21 protein-coding genes are annotated in these 17,474 nt (G+C 61.6%); 10 read left to right on the top strand and 11 right to left on the bottom strand.

The features are described from left to right. Positions 1-22: 22 nt before the first annotated feature. From pheS to infC, 6 genes are all read right to left on the bottom strand, one after another. The gene (gene pheS, locus J3R84_RS19065) at positions 23-1,105 is read right to left on the bottom strand and encodes a phenylalanine--tRNA ligase subunit alpha (protein WP_057204340.1); all 1,083 of its coding nucleotides are present in this window, start codon (positions 1,103-1,105) and stop codon (positions 23-25) included. Positions 1,106-1,156: 51 nt separating this feature from the next. Next, on the bottom strand, positions 1,157-1,558 hold the full coding sequence (locus tag J3R84_RS19060; protein ID WP_203527325.1) for a hypothetical protein: 402 nt from the start codon (positions 1,556-1,558) through the stop codon (positions 1,157-1,159). Positions 1,559-1,649: 91 nt separating this feature from the next. After that, positions 1,650-2,054 (bottom strand): 50S ribosomal protein L20, encoded by a 405-nt coding sequence (gene rplT / locus J3R84_RS19055; protein WP_025425551.1) that lies wholly within the window; start codon positions 2,052-2,054, stop codon positions 1,650-1,652. A gap of 39 nt (positions 2,055-2,093) precedes the next feature. After that, complete coding sequence (gene rpmI, locus J3R84_RS19050) at positions 2,094-2,297, bottom strand: 50S ribosomal protein L35 (protein WP_025425550.1); 204 nt, start codon at positions 2,295-2,297, stop codon at positions 2,094-2,096. 172 nt (positions 2,298-2,469) lie between these two features. Further along, complete coding sequence (locus J3R84_RS19045) at positions 2,470-2,619, bottom strand: ATP-binding protein (RefSeq protein ID WP_156407901.1); 150 nt, start codon at positions 2,617-2,619, stop codon at positions 2,470-2,472. 65 nt (positions 2,620-2,684) lie between these two features. Next, positions 2,685-3,221: a translation initiation factor IF-3 gene (infC, locus tag J3R84_RS19040; protein ID WP_038576631.1), complete on the bottom strand. Its 537-nt coding sequence runs from the start codon at positions 3,219-3,221 to the stop codon at positions 2,685-2,687. Between the two features lie 219 nt (positions 3,222-3,440). On the opposite strand from infC, the gene J3R84_RS19035 reads away from it, so the two are divergent. Further along, positions 3,441-4,250 (top strand): alpha/beta hydrolase, encoded by an 810-nt coding sequence (locus J3R84_RS19035; RefSeq protein WP_025425547.1) that lies wholly within the window; start codon positions 3,441-3,443, stop codon positions 4,248-4,250. 287 nt (positions 4,251-4,537) lie between these two features. Next, the gene (locus J3R84_RS19030; RefSeq protein ID WP_025425546.1) at positions 4,538-5,158 is read left to right on the top strand and encodes a transglutaminase-like cysteine peptidase; all 621 of its coding nucleotides are present in this window, start codon (positions 4,538-4,540) and stop codon (positions 5,156-5,158) included. Between the two features lie 76 nt (positions 5,159-5,234). Here J3R84_RS19030 and mbfA read toward each other — a convergent pair whose 3' ends face one another. After that, the gene (gene mbfA, locus J3R84_RS19025; protein WP_025425545.1) at positions 5,235-6,218 is read right to left on the bottom strand and encodes an iron exporter MbfA; all 984 of its coding nucleotides are present in this window, start codon (positions 6,216-6,218) and stop codon (positions 5,235-5,237) included. 162 nt (positions 6,219-6,380) lie between these two features. On the opposite strand from mbfA, the gene J3R84_RS19020 reads away from it, so the two are divergent. Then, positions 6,381-7,190 carry a C40 family peptidase gene (locus tag J3R84_RS19020; RefSeq protein WP_038575805.1) on the top strand — a complete coding sequence of 270 codons (810 nt, stop codon included), beginning with the start codon at positions 6,381-6,383 and terminating at the stop codon, positions 7,188-7,190. A 29-nt stretch (positions 7,191-7,219) separates the two neighbouring features. Here the strand turns inward: J3R84_RS19020 and J3R84_RS19015 are convergent, their stop codons facing one another. Continuing rightward, positions 7,220-8,461 carry an SAM-dependent methyltransferase gene (locus J3R84_RS19015; RefSeq protein ID WP_025425544.1) on the bottom strand — a complete coding sequence of 414 codons (1,242 nt, stop codon included), beginning with the start codon at positions 8,459-8,461 and terminating at the stop codon, positions 7,220-7,222. 297 nt (positions 8,462-8,758) lie between these two features. Next, entirely contained in the window at positions 8,759-9,328 is a 570-nt protein-coding gene (gene efp / locus J3R84_RS19010; protein WP_025425543.1) for an elongation factor P, read from the bottom strand. 177 nt (positions 9,329-9,505) lie between these two features. Between efp and epmA the strand changes: the two genes are divergently transcribed. The 6 genes from epmA (at position 9,506) to J3R84_RS18985 (ending at position 15,322) form a co-directional block, all read left to right on the top strand. Continuing rightward, a complete protein-coding gene (gene epmA / locus J3R84_RS19005; protein ID WP_203527324.1) occupies positions 9,506-10,558 on the top strand; it encodes an EF-P lysine aminoacylase EpmA in 1,053 nt (350 codons plus the stop codon). Further along, positions 10,555-11,607, top strand: coding sequence for a lysine-2,3-aminomutase-like protein (locus tag J3R84_RS19000; protein ID WP_025425541.1), 1,053 nt, complete (start codon positions 10,555-10,557; stop codon positions 11,605-11,607). Before epmA ends, J3R84_RS19000 begins: the two co-directional genes overlap by 4 nt. A gap of 80 nt (positions 11,608-11,687) precedes the next feature. Next, positions 11,688-11,813 carry a hypothetical protein gene (locus J3R84_RS38495; RefSeq protein ID WP_255569777.1) on the top strand — a complete coding sequence of 42 codons (126 nt, stop codon included), beginning with the start codon at positions 11,688-11,690 and terminating at the stop codon, positions 11,811-11,813. A gap of 1 nt (position 11,814) precedes the next feature. Then, positions 11,815-12,708: an RNA polymerase sigma factor SigJ gene (gene sigJ / locus J3R84_RS18995; RefSeq protein ID WP_025425540.1), complete on the top strand. Its 894-nt coding sequence runs from the start codon at positions 11,815-11,817 to the stop codon at positions 12,706-12,708. Positions 12,709-12,910: 202 nt separating this feature from the next. Beyond that, on the top strand, positions 12,911-14,353 hold the full coding sequence (locus J3R84_RS18990) for an MFS transporter (protein ID WP_081788828.1): 1,443 nt from the start codon (positions 12,911-12,913) through the stop codon (positions 14,351-14,353). Between the two features lie 153 nt (positions 14,354-14,506). Next, complete coding sequence (locus tag J3R84_RS18985; RefSeq protein ID WP_025425538.1) at positions 14,507-15,322, top strand: class I SAM-dependent methyltransferase; 816 nt, start codon at positions 14,507-14,509, stop codon at positions 15,320-15,322. 85 nt (positions 15,323-15,407) lie between these two features. Here the strand turns inward: J3R84_RS18985 and J3R84_RS18980 are convergent, their stop codons facing one another. Next, positions 15,408-16,073, bottom strand: coding sequence for a YiaD family glycine zipper/OmpA-like lipoprotein (locus J3R84_RS18980; protein WP_025425537.1), 666 nt, complete (start codon positions 16,071-16,073; stop codon positions 15,408-15,410). A gap of 206 nt (positions 16,074-16,279) precedes the next feature. On the opposite strand from J3R84_RS18980, the gene J3R84_RS18975 reads away from it, so the two are divergent. Continuing rightward, positions 16,280-16,918, top strand: a complete 639-nt coding sequence (locus J3R84_RS18975; protein ID WP_025425536.1) for an exopolysaccharide biosynthesis protein — start codon at positions 16,280-16,282, stop codon at positions 16,916-16,918. 185 nt (positions 16,919-17,103) lie between these two features. On the opposite strand, the gene J3R84_RS18970 is transcribed toward J3R84_RS18975, so the two are convergent. Next, the gene (locus tag J3R84_RS18970) at positions 17,104-17,457 is read right to left on the bottom strand and encodes a hypothetical protein (protein ID WP_025425535.1); all 354 of its coding nucleotides are present in this window, start codon (positions 17,455-17,457) and stop codon (positions 17,104-17,106) included. Positions 17,458-17,474 lie beyond the last annotated feature (17 nt).

Genomic DNA, 17,474 nt, shown 5'->3' with positions numbered 1-17,474 from the left:
AATGCTCCAATTTTCAGCGCGATCAGGCCGAGAGGCCGCCGAACAATGTCGGCATGTCGAGCGGGCGGAAGCCGTAATGGTTCATCCAGCGGACATCGGCGTTGAAGAAGTCACGCAGGTCCGGCATGCCGTATTTCAGCATGGCGATGCGGTCGAGACCCATGCCCCAGGCAAAGCCCTGATACTCGTCCGGATCGAGCCCGCCGGATCTGAGCACGTTCGGGTGGACCATGCCGCAGCCGAGGATCTCCATCCAGTCGGTGCCCTCGCCGAACTTGACGATCGGGCCGGAGCGGTCGCACTGGATGTCGACCTCGAAGGACGGTTCGGTGAACGGGAAGAACGACGGGCGGAAACGCATCGTGACCTGATCGACCTCGAAGAAGGCCTTGCAGAATTCTTCCAGCACCCAGCGCATGTTGGCGACGTTCGCGGACTTGTCGACGACCAGGCCCTCGACCTGATGGAACATCGGCGAGTGGGTGGCGTCGGAATCCTGGCGATAGGTCTTGCCGGGGATGATGATGCGGATCGGCGGGTCCTGCGCCTCCATCGTGCGTATCTGCACCGGCGAGGTATGCGTGCGCAGCACCTTGCGCTCGCCCTTGTCATCTTCATTGAAGAAGAAGGTGTCGTGCATCTCGCGGGCCGGGTGGCCTTCCGGGAAGTTCAGCGCCGTGAAGTTGTAGTAGTCGGTCTCGATGTCAGGACCTTCGGCGATCGAGAAACCCATGTCGCCGAAGATCGCGGTGATCTCGTCGACGATCTGGCTGATCGGATGGATACGGCCACGTTCGGCCGGGGACGAGCGCACCGGCAGGCTGATATCGACGGTTTCGCGGGCCAGACGCTCGGCGATCGCCTGGTCCTTCAACGCCGACTTGCGGGCGGTGATCGCTTCTGCAACCGTGGTCTTCAGCGCGTTGATCTGGGCGCCACGGGTCTGGCGCTCTTCCGGCGTCATCGTGCCGAGCGTCTTCAGTAGCTCGGAGATCGAGCCCTTCTTGCCGAGCGCGCCGACGCGCACCGCCTCGATCGATCCTTCGTCGCCGGCGGCATCGATGTCCGCCAGCAGTGTCCGTTCCAGTGTTTCCAGTTCGCTCATTCTGTCCTGCCTCGATGCGGGAATGGGTTCGGTCTATATCGGTTGTTGTCTTCAGGATTGTGATTGCGTCGCCAGTGAGTCCGTCGCCGCCACGAGGCGCACGGGGTCATGACCGTTCTGGATGCGCAGGAAGAAGCGCGCCAGCGGCAACAATCGCGTAAAGAGCGGTTTGATCTCTGAGGGAGCGACGGCGGCTTCCGCTGGCGCCGCAAGCTTCCAGGCGGCAAAAGCCCGGTCCGGCGTTTCTGGCTTCAGCGCGCGGCTTGCGATCTGCAGGAAGAGCAGTCCGAGACGCGGGCCAACGCGCCGGTCACGCTTGATCCAGACCATACGATCCGTAGGCTGGCGTCGTTCGACACGGGATGATCCGCCGGCAAGTGCTGCCAGCAGAGCCGCCATGTCCTCGTCGTCAAGCTCGCGAACCGCAAGCGGCCCCTTTCGATCGTCGTACACTTTCGTCCCGCCAAATAAGAAAAACCCGCGCTAGCCCTGCCAGCGCGGGTTTCCCAACAAAAATCAAGAACGGTTTTGGGAAAACGCTGGCTTAACGAACAGCGCTTTCAAACTCGTTGGTCGTACCGGCTTCCTTGAGGTAGGCAAGTGCCTTCTTGGAAGCTTCGACGAGGGCGCCGAATGCTGCCGGCTCATGGATAGCCATGTCGGACAGAACCTTGCGGTCGACTTCGATGCCAGCCTTGTTCAGGCCGTCGATGAAGCGGCCGTAGGTCAGGCCGAATTCGCGGACGGCAGCGTTGATGCGCTGGATCCAGAGAGCGCGGAAGTTGCGCTTGTTGACCTTGCGGTCGCGGTAAGCGAACTGCTTCGAACGATCAACCGCAGCCTTTGCAGCGCGGATGGTGTTCTTGCGGCGGCCGTAGAAGCCCTTGGCTGCCTTGAGTGTCTTCTTGTGCTTGGCGTGAGCGGTTACGCCGCGTTTTACACGTGCCATGTCATGATCTCCTTAACGTGTCCAAAATGCCTGAAAGTCTTAGAGACCGTTGGGCAGGTAGTTCTTGATGACCTTCTTGCCATCGGGCTCCGCGAGAACCATGGTTCCACGTGCGTCGCGGATGAACTTGTTGGAACGCTTGATCATGCCGTGGCGCTTGCCAGCAGCTGCTGCACGAACCTTGCCGGTAGCGGTGATCTTGAACCGCTTCTTGGCAGACGATTTCGTCTTCATCTTGGGCATTTTGCTACTCCATTTTTCTTAAGAATTCGAAACGGACAGACGAGGTCCATTTCCAGCGTTAAGAACGGCCACGGCATGCCCTGCCGGACCGTTCGGACGGGCGCTTATACCCGGACCTCCCCGAAAGCGCAACTGCGGAATCGACGAAGCGTCATAGAAGCGACATACAACGTCAAACCGGATCGCGCCGACGCTTGCGCCTGCCGGCCGTTTCGAAGGCGAGCACCGCCTCCAGTCCGCCGAGCGGCGACTGCCCGAGGATCAACTTCGCGCCATAGGCATCGGCGATATCGGCGCTGATGGCAAGGACCCTCAAACGCAAAAAGCCGCCCTTCGGGCGGCTTCCTACCTGATCCAGTTTCCGGACATTGCGCCCGGACACCTCGGTCAACGCGGAGCGAGGACCATCATCATCTGGCGGCCTTCGAGCTTCGGCTCGGCCTCCACCTTGGCGATCGTCTGGGTGTCATCCTTGACCTGAAGCAGGAGCTTCATGCCGAGTTCCTGGTGCGCCATTTCGCGACCGCGGAACTTCAGGGTCACCTTGACCTTGTCGCCCTCTTCGAAGAAGCGATTCATCGCCCGCATCTTCACTTCATAATCATGCGTGTCGATGTTGGGACGCATCTTGATCTCTTTGATCTCGACGATCTTCTGCTTCTTGCGCGCTTCGGCCGCCTTCTTCTGGTTGGCGTATTTCAGCTTGCCGAGATCGAGGATCTTGCACACCGGCGGCTCGGAGTTCGGTGCGATCTCTACCAGATCAAGACCGGCCTCTTCCGCCATGCGGAGCGCCTGGTCGATCGGGATGGCACCGATATTCTGGCCTTCGGCATCGATAAGCTGAACCCGGGGCACCCGGATTTCCTTGTTTGAGCGCGGTCCCTCCTTGACGGGGGCGTCCGTTTTGAACGGTCTGCGAATGGTCGTACTCTCCTCGAGCTGTTTCCGAAAATGCGGTTCAATTATTAGTCGGCGCGGCCTTGGCCGAAATGCTTCAATCTGCCGCCGACGGCAATGTGTGAATTGCGACGGGAGAGTCAATAGCATGGCTCGCAGGGAAAATCACCACCTGTCGAAGCCAAGACGAATCTGTTTTAGAAAGAAATTCGCCGCCAATCCGGGCATTTGGAGAGAATTGAGATGCAAACGACGCCAGCCGAAACCGAAACAACCTTCATCGAGGTTGGCAAGGATGCCGCCCGTCGCCGCATCGCCATGCGGATCCTGCGGGCACAAAAGCGCTCCGATCGGCCGACGCTTGTGTGGCTTGGCGGCTACCGCTCCGACATGACCGGGACGAAGGCGGTCGAGGTCGAGCAGCTTGCGAGAGACAGGGCAACCGACTGCATCCGCTTCGACTATTCCGGCCACGGCGCCTCCGGCGGCGCCTTCAAGGACGGCACGATCTCGCGTTGGCTGGAAGAAAGCCTTGCCGTCGTCGAACATGCCGCCCCCGGGCAGCGCCTGATCCTGATCGGCTCATCGATGGGCGGCTGGATCGCGATGAGGCTGATCCAGGAACTACGCCAGCGCGGCCTCAGCGAACGCATCGCCGGGTTGGTACTGATCGCGCCTGCTCCCGACTTTACCGCCGAACTCATCGAACCAAACCTGACGGAGATCGAGCGGCACTCGCTTGCCGAGCGCGGCTATTTCGAGGAACCGTCCGAATACAGCCCCGAGCCCAACATCTATACGCGCGCCCTGATCGAGGACGGCCGCGACAACCGCGTGCTCGTCGGCACCATCACCACCGGCTGCCCGGTTCACATCCTGCAGGGCATGCGCGACCCGGATGTGCCCTACACGCACGCGCTGAAACTGATGGAGCACCTTCCGGCCGACGACGTCGTCATGACGCTCATCCGTGACGGCGACCACCGTCTTTCGCGCGAGGAAGACATTGCTAAAATGAAACAGGCGATCGGAAACATGCTGCCTTCGGCTTAAGCCGATAGGCCGGCGCTCGACGCCCTTTCTACCCCCAATTTCCGCGTCCATGCGCCGCAGACCGCCTGCTGCGCAGGGCTTTGCGCTGCGTTTCGGCAACGGCTTTAACCATAAAGTCCAATGGCCGAATCAGTAGATTGACTCTCCGACCCCAACGCTATTAACTCTTTATTAACGATTAGAGCAGCGTGAGGCGGAAGACCTGAACAAGCTGCCCTCAACTCAGGATTGCGCGAATACGTCCGGACAGGAAGAGCCCGGCATACCGCGTCACGCAGGGGATTTGTATGGCGTCTTGGACCGGGGTTAAGGGAAGTATCGCGGCGTTTTGCGCACTTTTCATTTCAGCGAACACGGCAATTCCCGCACAGGCGGGATCCTCTCCTTGGATGCAGACCGGCTCGGTTACCTCGCAGCCGATCGGACATTACGAGTTCTGTCAGAAGCACAAGGGCGAATGCAGCGTCAAATCGAAGACGAGCGTGGCGCCGCGTGTCACCGAGCGCGGCTGGGCGACGATCCGTCAGGTCAACGCTGCCGTGAACCGCGAAATCACGCCGGTGACCGATCAGGAACTCTTCGGCAGGGATGAAGTCTGGTCCTACCCGCAGGACGCCGGCGATTGCGAGGACTTCGTTCTCGAAAAGCGCAAGCGTCTGATGCGCAAGGGCTTTTCCCCCAGCGAACTGCTGATCACTGTCGTTCGCAAACCCGATGGCGAGGGCCATGCCGTGCTGACGGTGCGCACCGCCCAGGGGGATTTCGTCCTCGACAACCTCGAAAACGGCGTGCGGCTCTGGACCCAGACGCCCTACCGTTATCTCAAGCGCCAGGCTTCGTTCAACAGCGGTCGCTGGGTCACCATCGACAACGGCGCGGAAGTGGTCGTCGGCTCGGTCGGCAACTGATACCGCAGCATCATCGCTTTACGAAAAAGGGCCGGTCAAACCGGCCCTTTTTTCGTTTCAAACGCTGCACGCCCGATCAGGCATTACCGATCAGGATGCCCGCTGCCAGCACTAGGCCGCCGCCCAGCACAACCTGGAATGCGGCGCGCAGGAACGGCGTTTCCATGTAGCGGTTCTGAATGAACGCGATTGCCCAAAGCTCGAAGAAGACGACGACTGCGGCCGTGATCGTCGCCGTCCAGAAATGCGGAATGAGATAGGGCAGTGCGTGCCCTAGACCGCCGAGCGCGGTCATGATGCCCGATGCGAGGCCGCGCTTGATCGGCGAACCGCGGCCCGACAGCTTGCCGTCATCATGGGCCGCCTCTGTGAAGCCCATGGAAATACCAGCGCCGACCGAGGCCGACAGGCCGACGAGGAAGGTCTGCCAGGTATCCTGTGTCGCAAAGGCAGCAGCAAAGATCGGTGCGAGCGTCGAAACCGAGCCATCCATCAGCCCAGCCAGCCCCGGCTGAACGTAGGTCAGGATGAACTGTCGGCGCGCCGTCTGCTCCTCCTCCTCGCGAACATCGTCCGGTGTGTGCTTTTCACCGAGCCTGCGGGCGAGCGATTCGTGCGTTTTTTCCGCGATTGCCAGGTCGCCCAGCAGCTTGCGCGTCGCCGCATCCTGGGTGCGCGCCGCCGCCTCGACATAGAAGCGGTGCGCCGTCTCCTCCATTGCCTCGGCTTCCGCCCGCGCCTTCTCGATCGGCATTTCGGCGATCAGCCACTCAGGCTTGCGATCGGGGAAGTCGCGGACATGCTCGCGGCGGATCAGCGGGATCCGGTTGCCGAAGCGCTGTACGTGCATGTCGATCAGCCATTGCCGATGATGGCTCTCCTCCTCCGCCATTTCTTCGAACACTTTTGCCGAGTGCGGATATTTCTCTCTCAACGCATCCGCATAGGCGAGATAGATGCGTCCATCGTCCTCCTCCGACGAGATCGCCAGTGCCAGGATTTCCTGTTCGTTGAGGGAGAGAAACGGACGCTTGGAGCGGGAGAAGAGACGGGAAAACATCGTTGAAAACCTTCTTTAGAATAATTCTAAATAGAAACCCCGGGAATGTGCGTCAAGGTCAAAGCCATGCAATCACGCGACAATCACTCGACAGAGTGTCGCGGCTCGGCCACCATGCAGGCGCATGCGAATCCCCTTCCCGCGGCTGGAGCAATCGCCTCCATGAGGACCATCTACCCGCTTTCGGAAAGCAAGGATACGTTTCTGGACCGGCTCGGCGCCCGTATGGCCGCAAGGTTGCAGACGCAGACCCTTGGCTACGAACCCTACACGCCATCCGACCCGGAAACGCTGGCGCGCACGCTGCGTCCGGGCGACGTCCTCTTGATCGAAGGCAACCAGAAGGTTTCCGCCGCGATCAAATACCTGACGCAATCCACCTGGTCGCACGCGGCATTTTTCGTCGGCGACGAGATGCCGCTGACGCTCGACCAGGCGACCCTGCCGGTGATCGAAAGGCCTCAACTGATCGAGGTGAATATCGGCGAAGGTTGCGTCGCGGTGCCGCTGAAGAAATATGCATCGTTCAACACGCGCATCTGCCGACCGGTGGCGCTGACGCCCGACGATCGTACCGCGCTGGTCGGCTTCATGATCGCCCGGCTCGGCATGAAATACGACCTGAAGAACATTCTGGATATGCTGCGCTATTTCATGCCGGCACCGCCGGTGCCCGTGCGCTGGCGTCGTCGCCTGCTGGCGCTTGGTTCAGGCGATCCGACGCGGGCGATCTGCTCGACGCTGATTGCCGAAGCCTTCGAGCAGATCCGCTATCCGATCCTGCCGGAGGTCACGCGCGCGCCTGGGCGCGCGTCGGCCGCCTCCACCTATTCACGCGAAGAGATCCTGCATATCCGCCACTATTCGCTCTATACCCCGCGCGACTTCGATCTCTCGCCGTTCTTCTCGATCGTCAAGCCGACACTCGAATTCGGCTTCGACTACAAGCGGCTGCGCTGGAACGGAGATTGACCGGCACGATGCCGGTCAAATGGGGCCGGTCAGATGTTGAGGTCGAGCGCGTGCTCGCGGGCCATGAAGTCGCGCTGGCGGTCGGTGATGTAATCGCGCACGATCGGTGCTGCGTCACGCGAGCGCGACAGCTGCATGTGGAAGACCAGCTGGCTGCCGGTGCGGAACATCATTTCGGCACTGATCAGATAGAACTCCCACATGCGGGCAAAGCGCTCGTCATACATCGCGATCACCTTGTCGCGGTTTGCCTCGAACCGCTCCCCCCAATGCGCCAGCGTCGTGGCATAGTGCACGCGCAGGAACTCTAGATCGGTGACCCAAAGGCTGTTGCGCTCGACGACGTCGAAGACCTCCGAAAGTGCCGGCGAATAGGCGCCGGGGAAGATGTATTTGCGCAGCCAGGCGCTCGCCATGCCGGGCGGGCTCATGTGGCCGATCGAATGCAGCACCGCAACGCCGTCATCCGGCATCAGCGCATTGAGTTTCTTGAAAAACTCGTCGTAGTGATTCACACCGACATGCTCGAACATGCCGACCGAAACGATGCGATCGAACGGTCCCTGCACATCCCGATAGTCTTTCAGTTCGAAGCGAACACGATCGGCGAGCCCGGCCGCCTGTGCGCGTTGCGAAGACAGCGCCTGCTGCTCCTTGGAAAGCGTCACACCCAGAACCTCGACGTTTTCGAGTTTCGCCAGGTACATCGCCAGATCGCCCCAGCCGGAACCGATATCGAGCACCTTCATGCCCGGCTCCAGGCAGAGCTTGGAGGCGAGCAGCCGCAGCTTGTTGCGCTGGGCTTTTTCCAGGCTCTCGTTCGGCTCGCGGAAATAGGCGCAGGAATAGAGCATGTTCTCGTCGAGGAACAACTTGTAGAAGTCGTTGCCGAGATCGTAGTGATGGGCGACGTTCTCCTGCGCCTTGCCCTTGGGATTTGCCTGCTGGCGCTTGCGGAAGCGCATCTTTATCGCGCGCAGCACCTTCTGGATCGGGTAGGAGCCGAGCGAGAGCCGGTTGATCGAAAACAGCGTCAGGAAATCCTTGAGCGTCGAGCCTTCCTCGAAGCGCATGGTACCGTCCATGTAGGCCTCGCCAGCCGCCAGCTCCGCATTGAAGACAAGGCTGCGATAGAGCTTCTTGTCGGTGAGCCGCATGGTGACTTCAGGCCCGGGCTCGCCGGAGAAGACATGCCTCCTGCCATCAGCGTCGATCACCGTCAGGCGACCCTTGCGAATGAACGACTTCATCATATGCGACAATGGAAACATGCGGGCCCTCTCATGGCGGAAACGTCGTAGCGCCGGCATCCTAGCACCCGTTTTTCGAAATGCTCCCCCTAAATTTGCGGTTGCTTATCCGATCTCTGCCACAGCTTCCGGGCTCTGCGGCGTCGCGCATCCGGTGACGCGCCGAGGACGCTGTAACGCTTTGAACTTGCTGCCTGGTTTTGCCCCTGAAACACCAACGGTCGAAGGAGCCCAGCAGTAGAAACGACAACGGGGACGGCAGGTTGAACCTGCCGTCCCCGTTCGATGCGATCGCTCGATCGTCAGTGCTTGAGCGTGTCAGTCCTTGGCGCGCTCGACATAGGAGCCGTCTTCGGTCGCGATGATGACGCGGGTGCCAGCCTGGATATGCGGCGGCACGAGCGTGCGAACGCCGTTCGACAGAATAGCCGGCTTGTAGGACGACGATGCCGTCTGGCCCTTGACGACCGGCTCGGTCTCGGTGATTTCGAGCGTCACGTGGCGCGGCAGGTCGATGGCGATCGCCAGGCCTTCGTGGATCGAAAGAATGCAGGCCATGCCTTCCTGCAGGTAGGCCTTGAGGTCGCCGATGTCGTCAGTGGTCATGACCAGCTGGTCGTAGCTTTCCGGGTTCATGAAGTGGAAGCCTTCGCCATCTTCATAAAGGAAGGTGTGCTCGCGGTCTTCGACGAAGGCGCGCTCGACCTGTTCGGTCGTGCGGTAGCGTTCGGAGACCTTCACGCCGTCGGAAATGCGGCGCATGTCGACCTGGGTGACCGGCGTGCCCTTGCCCGGATGGAAGTTCTGCGCGGTAAGAACGACATAGAGCTTGCCGTCAACGTCGAGAACGTTGCCCTTGCGGACAGATGAAGCGATGACCTTGACCATTAGTCTTCCTTGTAACAGAGGTATGCGCGACACGGCGCGCCGGGAAAGCCGGCCCCGAAAGACGCGAAAATTATGATATCGCGCCGCCACTACCCTAATTTCGTGCAAATAGCCAGCCTGCGCCGGCATTGACGCGAAGATAGCCTAGGGCGCGAAGAAAGCCTGGATCGAACGACCATGTCGCATGCCTCACCCTGGTGGACGCCGCACGTCCATGGCGACCGGCGCCCGTTTCTTCTCGGACGCAACCGGATCCAGTCGGCGCTGCGCCGGTTTTTCGACGAGCGCGACTTCATCGAGGTCGATACCGCGACGCTGCAGGTCTCACCGGGCAACGAAGCCCATCTGCACGCCTTTGCCACCCAGGCGCTCAACCATGACGGCTCCGCCGATCCGTTCTATCTGCACACCTCGCCGGAGTTTGCCTGCAAGAAGCTCATCGCTGCCGGTGAAAAGCGCATCGCCTGCTTTGCCCATGTCTATCGCAACCGCGAGCGTGGGCCGCTGCACCATCCGGAATTCACCATGCTCGAATGGTACCGCGCCGGTGAGACCTACGAGACGCTGATGCGCGACTGCGCCGAGATCCTGACGCTCGCGGCACAGACGACCGGCGTCAGTCAGTTCACCTTCCAGGGCCGCACCTGCGACCCCTTCGCCGAGCCCGAACGGCTGGCGGTGGCCGAAGCCTTCAAGCGTTTTGCGAAAATCGACCTGCTCGCTTCGATCGCCTCCAACGGAGAAACGGACCGGGACGCGCTTGCTAGCGCGATGGTATCGGCCGGGCTGCGGGTCGCCGCCGACGATAACTGGGCCGACCTGTTCAGCCGCGTGCTTGTCGAAAAGGTCGAACCGCATCTCGGCTTTGGCCGCGCGACGATCCTCGATGAATATCCGGTCGCTGAAGCAGCCCTTGCCCGGCCGACCGCGCGCGACCGCCGCGTTGCCGAGCGCTTCGAGCTCTATGCCTGCGGCGTCGAACTCGCCAATGCCTTTGGCGAACTGACCGATGCGGCCGAGCAGCGCCGTCGTTTCGAGATGGAAATGACGGAGAAGGCCCGCGTCTATGGCGAGACCTATCCGCTCGACGAGGATTTTCTGGCAGCGCTCGCCATCATGCCCGAGGCGAGCGGCATCGCGCTCGGCTTCGACCGGCTGGTCATGCTGGCGACCGGTGCGTCGCGCATCGACCAGGTGCTCTGGGCACCGGTGGCGGAGACGGCATCATGAACGTTCACCGGCCGATCAAGACAGCCGGCGAATTGGTTGATGCCGGCCTTATCGAACCGTCACAGCAAACCGTCGTTTCGCAGGTCGCCGAGCGCTACGCGGTCGCCATCAGTCCTGCTATCGCCAAGCTGATCGACCGCAACGACCCGAACGATCCGATTGCCCGCCAGTTCGTACCCGATGCCGCCGAGCTGACGCTGCTGCCGGAAGAGCGCGAAGATCCGATCGGCGACAAGGCGCACAGCCCGGTCGCCGGCATCGTGCATCGCTATCCCGACCGGGTGCTTTTGAAGGCCGTGCATGTCTGCCCGGTATATTGCCGCTTCTGCTTTCGCCGCGAAATGGTCGGACCGCAGGGACTGGGTACGCTGACACCCGCCGAACTCGATGCGGCGATCGCCTATATCGCCGAACATGACGAGATCTGGGAGGTCATTCTCACCGGTGGCGACCCGCTGGTGCTTTCGCCGCGCCGCCTCACCGAAATCATGGAGCGGCTGAAGCCGATCGCCCATGTCAAGATCGTGCGCTTCCACACCCGCGTACCGGTGGTCGAGCCCGAGCGCATCAACGCCGATCTCGTTTCAGCCCTCAAGGCCAGCGGCAAGGCGACCTATGTGGCGCTGCACGCCAACCATCCGCGTGAACTGACACAGGAAGCGCGCGACGCCTCGGCCCGGCTGATCGATGCCGGCGTCGTCATGGTCAGCCAGTCGGTGCTGCTGAAAGGCGTCAATGACGATGCGGACGTGCTTGCCGCACTGATGCGCGCCTTCGTCGAAACCCGGATCAAGCCCTACTATCTGCACCACCCGGATCTGGCACCCGGCACCAGCCACTTCCGGCTCTCGATCGAGGAGGGCCAGGCACTCGTCGCGTCCTTGCGCGGCCGGGTCTCTGGCCTCTGCCAGCCGACCTATATCCTCGACATTCCCGGCGGTCACGGCAAGACGGTGATCAGCGCGGCATCGATCGCTGCGGACGGCGGCGGTTGCTACACCGTGACCGACTTCCGCGGCAAAGAGCACGCCTACCCGCCAAAAATCTGAGAAAAATTTCAAGACGGCGTCACAGCGGCCGGAAGCCAATCGTCAGTTGGTCATGAGCAACGATCGACGGAGTTGTAATCATGACCGATATGAAAACCGTCCGTTACGAGCAGAAAATCCCCGACGGGCTCGGCGCGCTTGCCGGCGGACGCAAGACGATCGACCAGGACAGCATTGACCGGACCAAACAGATATCGAGGCATTGAGATGGGCGGCGCAAACAGCACGGCAATTTTCGAGGAGGCGCGTCCCCGCCTTCTCGGTCTGGCTTACCGGATCCTTGGTTCGCGCGCGGACGCGGAAGACGCGGTGCAGGACACGTTCGTGAAGTGGCAGGAGGCCGATCAATTGGCGATCGAAAGCCCGGCCGCTTGGCTGACGACCGCCTGCACCCGCCGCTGCCTCGACCTCTTGAAGGCGGCACACCGCAAGCGTGTCGACTATGTCGGTGCCTGGCTGCCGGAGCCGATCCACACGGCAAGCGACGACAATGCCGAGGAGAAGCTGGCACTGACCTCGTCGCTGACCACCGCCTTCCTCTTGATGCTGGAGCGGCTGACGCCGAAGGAAAGGGCTGCCTATCTGCTGCATGAAATCTTCGGCCAGCCCTATGAGGAGGTGGCTGAAACGCTCGACATGCAGGAGGCGGCCGCACGCAAGCTGGTGTCGCGCGCCAAGACCAATATCGGCGTGGAGAAGAGCCGTCACCAGACGCCGCGCGAACGCCAGGACGAGTTGCTGTCGGCTTTCCACACGGCGATCCACGGCGGCAATATTGCCAGCCTTTCGAGCCTGCTTTCCGCCGACGTACGACTGACGGCCGATGGCGGCGGCAAGGTGGCGACGGTGCTCGGCGTGCTCTCGGGCAAGCAAACCGTGCTTGCCTTCATCGCCGACCGGCTGACCGAATACTGGGCGCACTATGTCTGGGACGTTGCCGATATCAACGGCGGCCGCGGCATTGTGCTCCGGGGCGAGACCGAAAATGATATCGCCGCCAGCGTTTCCTTCGGCTATGACGGCGACGGAAACGTCAACGACATCTTCATCGTTCGCAATCCGGACAAGCTCACCCATCTCGGTGATGCCGTCGTCCACTGAATCAGAACATTTCCACGAAAAATGCGAAGCGCTTTTCCGTCAGGAAATGCGTAAAAACAATAGGATAGAGCCGCTCCAAAACTCCATTTGAAACGGGAGTGCTCTATCGGCGCCGACGGGGCAAGCCCGACGCGGCCGCGCAACGATGCACGGCGCGTTACTTGCCCGGCAGTCGTGAGGCGACAGGAAAAGGTGCACACATATGCTCGACAAGACATCCAGACCCGCTGAAAAAGCCGACAGCGGCTGGCTCGCTCTGCTGTCGGGCGAAAACGCCATCCATTCCGTCGTGCTGAGCGGCGGCGTAGCTCTCCATGCGCTCAACATCTATGTCGTAACGACGATCATGCCGTCGATCGTGCGCGAGATCGGCGGGCTCGAATATTACGCCTGGAGCACCACCGTCTTCGTGGCCGCATCCATCCTCGGCGCAGCACTCTCGGCCCGCTTGCTTGCCGTCGTCGGCGCCGGCTCGGCCTATGCGATCGGCGCGCTCGTCTTCGGCCTCGGCACGCTCATGTGCGCCTCCGCTCCCGATATGCTGGTGCTGCTTGGCGGCCGGGCGATCCAGGGCTTTGGCGGCGGCCTGCTCTATGCGCTCGCCTATGGCGTCATCCGCCTGGTGTTTGCGCCGGCGCTCTGGACCCGTGCCATCGGCCTGATCTCGGCGACCTGGGGCACGGCAACGCTTATCGGCCCGGCTGTTGGCGGCATGTTTGCGGAATTCGCCACCTGGCGCGCCGCCTTCTGGTCGCTGCTGCCGCTGACGGCACTTCTGGCAGCACTCGCCTTCTGGACGTTGCCGCGCAACGCTTCGTCCGAAGGAAATCGCACGCCGCTGCCGGTCGTGCAACTGCTGCTTCTGGTCGGCATCGTTCTGGCTCTTTCGATCGCAAGCACCCTGTCCACATCGGGCGAACAGCTCGCCTCGGTCGGCGCGGCCATCCTCATGTTCGCAGTGCTTCTCGTCGTCGAACGCCGGGCTGCCGGCAAGCTGCTGCCGAGCAGCAGCTTCACCATAACCTCCCCGCTGGCAGCGCTTTATGCTACGATCACGCTGTTGATGATCGGCATGCAGCCGGAGATCTACGTACCGTATCTGCTGCAGGAATTGCATGGGCTGTCGCCGCTGGTTGCCGGCTACATCGCCGCACTGATGTCGATCGGCTGGACCGCCGGATCGATGACCAGCGCGCACTGGCACGGCGACAGGGCGCAGCGCACGATCTTCGCCGGACCGGCCTTCGGCCTTGCCGGCCTGGCGCTGATCGCCATGTTCATGCCGATGGCCGGCACCGGGTTTGCCGCGATCTCCGCACCGCTTTCCGCCGGTATCATGGCGGTCGGTTTCGGCATGGGTTTCGCCTGGCCGCATATCGTGACGGCCGTCTACGAACTGGCACCACAGGGCGAGGAAGAGAAGGCATCGAGCTCGATCACCACCGTGCAGCTTTTTGCCGCCGCACTGGGTGCTGCCCTTGCCGGCCTGACCGCCAATCTGGCGGGTATCGAAGCAAGCACCACCGACGGCGTTGCCCGCGCGACGCAGTGGCTTTTCTGGCTGTTCGCGCTGGCACCGGCACTGGCGATGCTGACGGCGAGGCGCGTCCGTCGGGCGCGTGCGGTGAAGGCAGCCGACGACTAGGCAGCGGATACGTGCCACCGTTTCCGAGGCCGTGCCTCCTGCATAATTCCGTAAATCGGATCCGATTTAAGGATGAAATTATGCAGCACGTTTAAAGCGCTACAGCATCCTTTGTGCGTCATATTTGACGCGCGGCGCTGTGGGGAGGAAACGATGGATGCCGACGGGATCGGCCTGAGTGGCGCGCAAGAAACACTGCTGATCACGCTGCAGGCAAAGGCCGCCGAAAGCGCGCTTCCCGATTCCCTGCTGCGCGACCATTTCGCCGCCGATGCCATGCGTCGTCTCGGGCAAGCTGCGCAGCATCTCGACGTCGGCCACGACATGACGATCGGGATCGCCATGCGCGCCTATCTCCTCGACCAGTGGACACGGGCTTTCGTCACCAGGCACCCGGATGCAACTGTGCTGCATCTCGGCTGCGGCCTCGATTCCCGCGTTTTCCGCGTCGATCCGCCCGACGAGGTGCGGTGGTTCGACGTCGATTTTCCCGATGTGATGACGTTGCGCCGCACGCTCTATCCGGATCGCGCCAACTATACACAGATCGCATCTTCGGTGACGGAGGCGGGATGGCTTGCGGCGATACCGGATGACGCGCCGGCGATCGTCGTCGCCGAAGGCGTCCTGCCCTACCTTGCGGCAGAGGACGTCTACGATCTGCTTCGGCGTCTGCTGGAACGCCTGCCGGCGGGCGAGGTCGTCTTCGACGGCTATAGCCACCTGGGCATTCAATTGCTGCGCTTCAACCCCGCCATCCGCGCCACCGGTGCTGCGCTTCGCTGGGGCATCGACGATCCACGCATGCTGGAGCGGCAGGTGCCGGGCCTCAGTCTGCTGGAGGAGGTCAGCGACTACGATCCGAGCCAGATAGAAAGAATGTCAGCGGCCGCGCGCATCGCCATCCAGATCTTCAGCGTCATGCCCATGCTGCAGCGGATGGGGCGGCTTTTGCGCTACCGCTTTTAGCAGTACGGCGACGGGACGTCCGATCGACGAAGGGCCGCACTGTTCCCGGTGCGGCCCTTCTATATCAAGGTATCGCAGAGACCTATCAGCCCTGCTTGATCGGCGCGATCGAGATTTCGACGCGGCGGTTCTGCGCCCGGCCGGCCTCGCTGCCGTTGGAGGCGATCGGCCGTTCCTGGCCGAAGCCCATGGTGGCCATGCGGCGCTGGTCGACGCCCTGGCTTGCCAGATAATTGGCAACTGAGGCTGCGCGACGCTCGGAAAGGCCCTGGTTGTAGGAGGCGCTGCCGGTCGAATCGGTGTGGCCGTCGACGTCGATCAGCGTCTTGTTGAACTTGCGCAGCACGATCGCCACGGAGTTCAGCGTGTCGTAGAAGGCTGGGATTACCTGGTCGCGGTCGGTGGCGAAGGTGATGTTCGACGGCATGTTCAGGATGATGCGGTCGCCTGCGCGGGTAACGGAAACACCGGTACCCTGCAGCTGGGCGCGCAGTTCCGCTTCCTGGCTGTCCATGTAGTTGCCGACCAAGCCACCGCCGAGCGCGCCGATACCGGCACCGACGAGAGCGGCATCACGCCGTCCCGCAGCACTGCCGCCGACAAGAAGGCCGGTCGCTGCACCGAGACCCGCGCCGATCAGCGCGCCGCCGGCGGTGTTCGACATCTTCTGCTCACCCGTATAGGGATCGGTGGTCGTGCATCCCGAGAGATAGATGGCCGCTACAGCCAGTATGGCGCATTTCTTGATCATAGAATCAATGGTCCCCATTCGTGCTCAAAGGTGCTTCATACTAGCGATTGCGGCAGGAAGATGAAGAGACGTCCCACTGATGCCATTGTTTGGCGACAAATGGCGCCACGGCCACAGTCATCGTCATGACAGGGCCGGATACTAACCGATCCTTCACACGCTCTTGATAACAAGCGCGTTCGAGGAAAATCGAGGCGGACTATCTGATGGCAATCGAGTTTGGCGATACGCAACGCAGTCTCAGCGACACGCTCAACGGGATGATCGGGTCGATTCGCGGCAACACCATCACGCTTCGCGACCTGATGACGGGCATCGGCGAACAGGGCTTTCTCTTGCTGTGCGCGCTGCTGACGCTGCCGTTTCTGCTGCCGGTCTCCATTCCCGGCGTCAGTACCGTTTTCGGCGCCGCCATCATCCTGATCTCGATTTCGATTACCCTCAACCGCCTGCCCTGGATGCCGCAGCGCATCCTCGACCGGCAGATCGAAACCGAAAAACTGGTGCCGACGCTGCAGAAGGGGGCAGCGCTTGTCTCCAAGCTCGATCGCTTCGTCAGGCCGCGCTTCGGCTTCCTGACGCAAGGCGCACTGATGAACCGCTTCAACGGCCTGATGATCATGGCCGGAGGCGTGCTGCTGATGTTTCCGCTCGGCCTCATTCCGCTATCGAACACGCTGCCGGGCATCGCCATCCTGCTCCTGTCGCTCGGCATCATCCAGCGCGACGGACTGATGGTCGCTGGCGGCTATCTCTTCCTGATCGCAACCACGGTCTACTTCACCGTCCTCGCCTATATGGCAGTTGCGGCCGGCCAGGGCCTATCCAACTTCTTCGTTTCTTAAAACGTATCGCCATCGTGAACCTGACGCGTCGTCATCGACGCGCCGGTCGCGAGTCCGGCCGGCTACAGCGCCGTGCGTCAAATATGACGCGCAAGGACGCTGTATCGCTTTAAACTTGCTGCATAATTTTATCCTTAAATCGGATTCGATTTAAGCAATTAAGCAGTAGCCGGAACGGCGCGATCTCATGCCGATGTCGCCTGGAAGCTCTTGTAGCTGGCGGAATCGGTCTCAACCCCGAGCTTTTCCATCAGCGCCGCACGATCGATGTTGAGGCTTCTATCGAACGCGCCGATCGCTGCTGCAACCTTCGGCGCGACCTCTTCGCTTTCGAATTCGATCATGGTGCAGAAGTTGAACTTTCCCGGGCCCGCATGCTGCTCGAGGAACAGGTCCTTGACGTAGCCGTCCTGGCTGCGGATCACTTCGAGGGTCTTTTCCACCAGTTCCAGAAACTGCGTCCGTGCGGCGGTCGGCACCGCAAACTTGTTGATACGATAGAGCGGTGCGACGATACCCGCCTTTGTATTGCTGCTCATTGAACTCTCCTTGAGTA

Origin of the sequence: Ensifer canadensis, from assembly GCF_017488845.2 — a bacterium.
In the GTDB taxonomy this organism is placed as follows: Bacteria; Pseudomonadota; Alphaproteobacteria; order Rhizobiales; family Rhizobiaceae; genus Ensifer; species Ensifer canadensis.
Note: the sequence above shows the minus strand (reverse complement) of the source record. Positions and strands in the feature narration are given on the sequence as shown.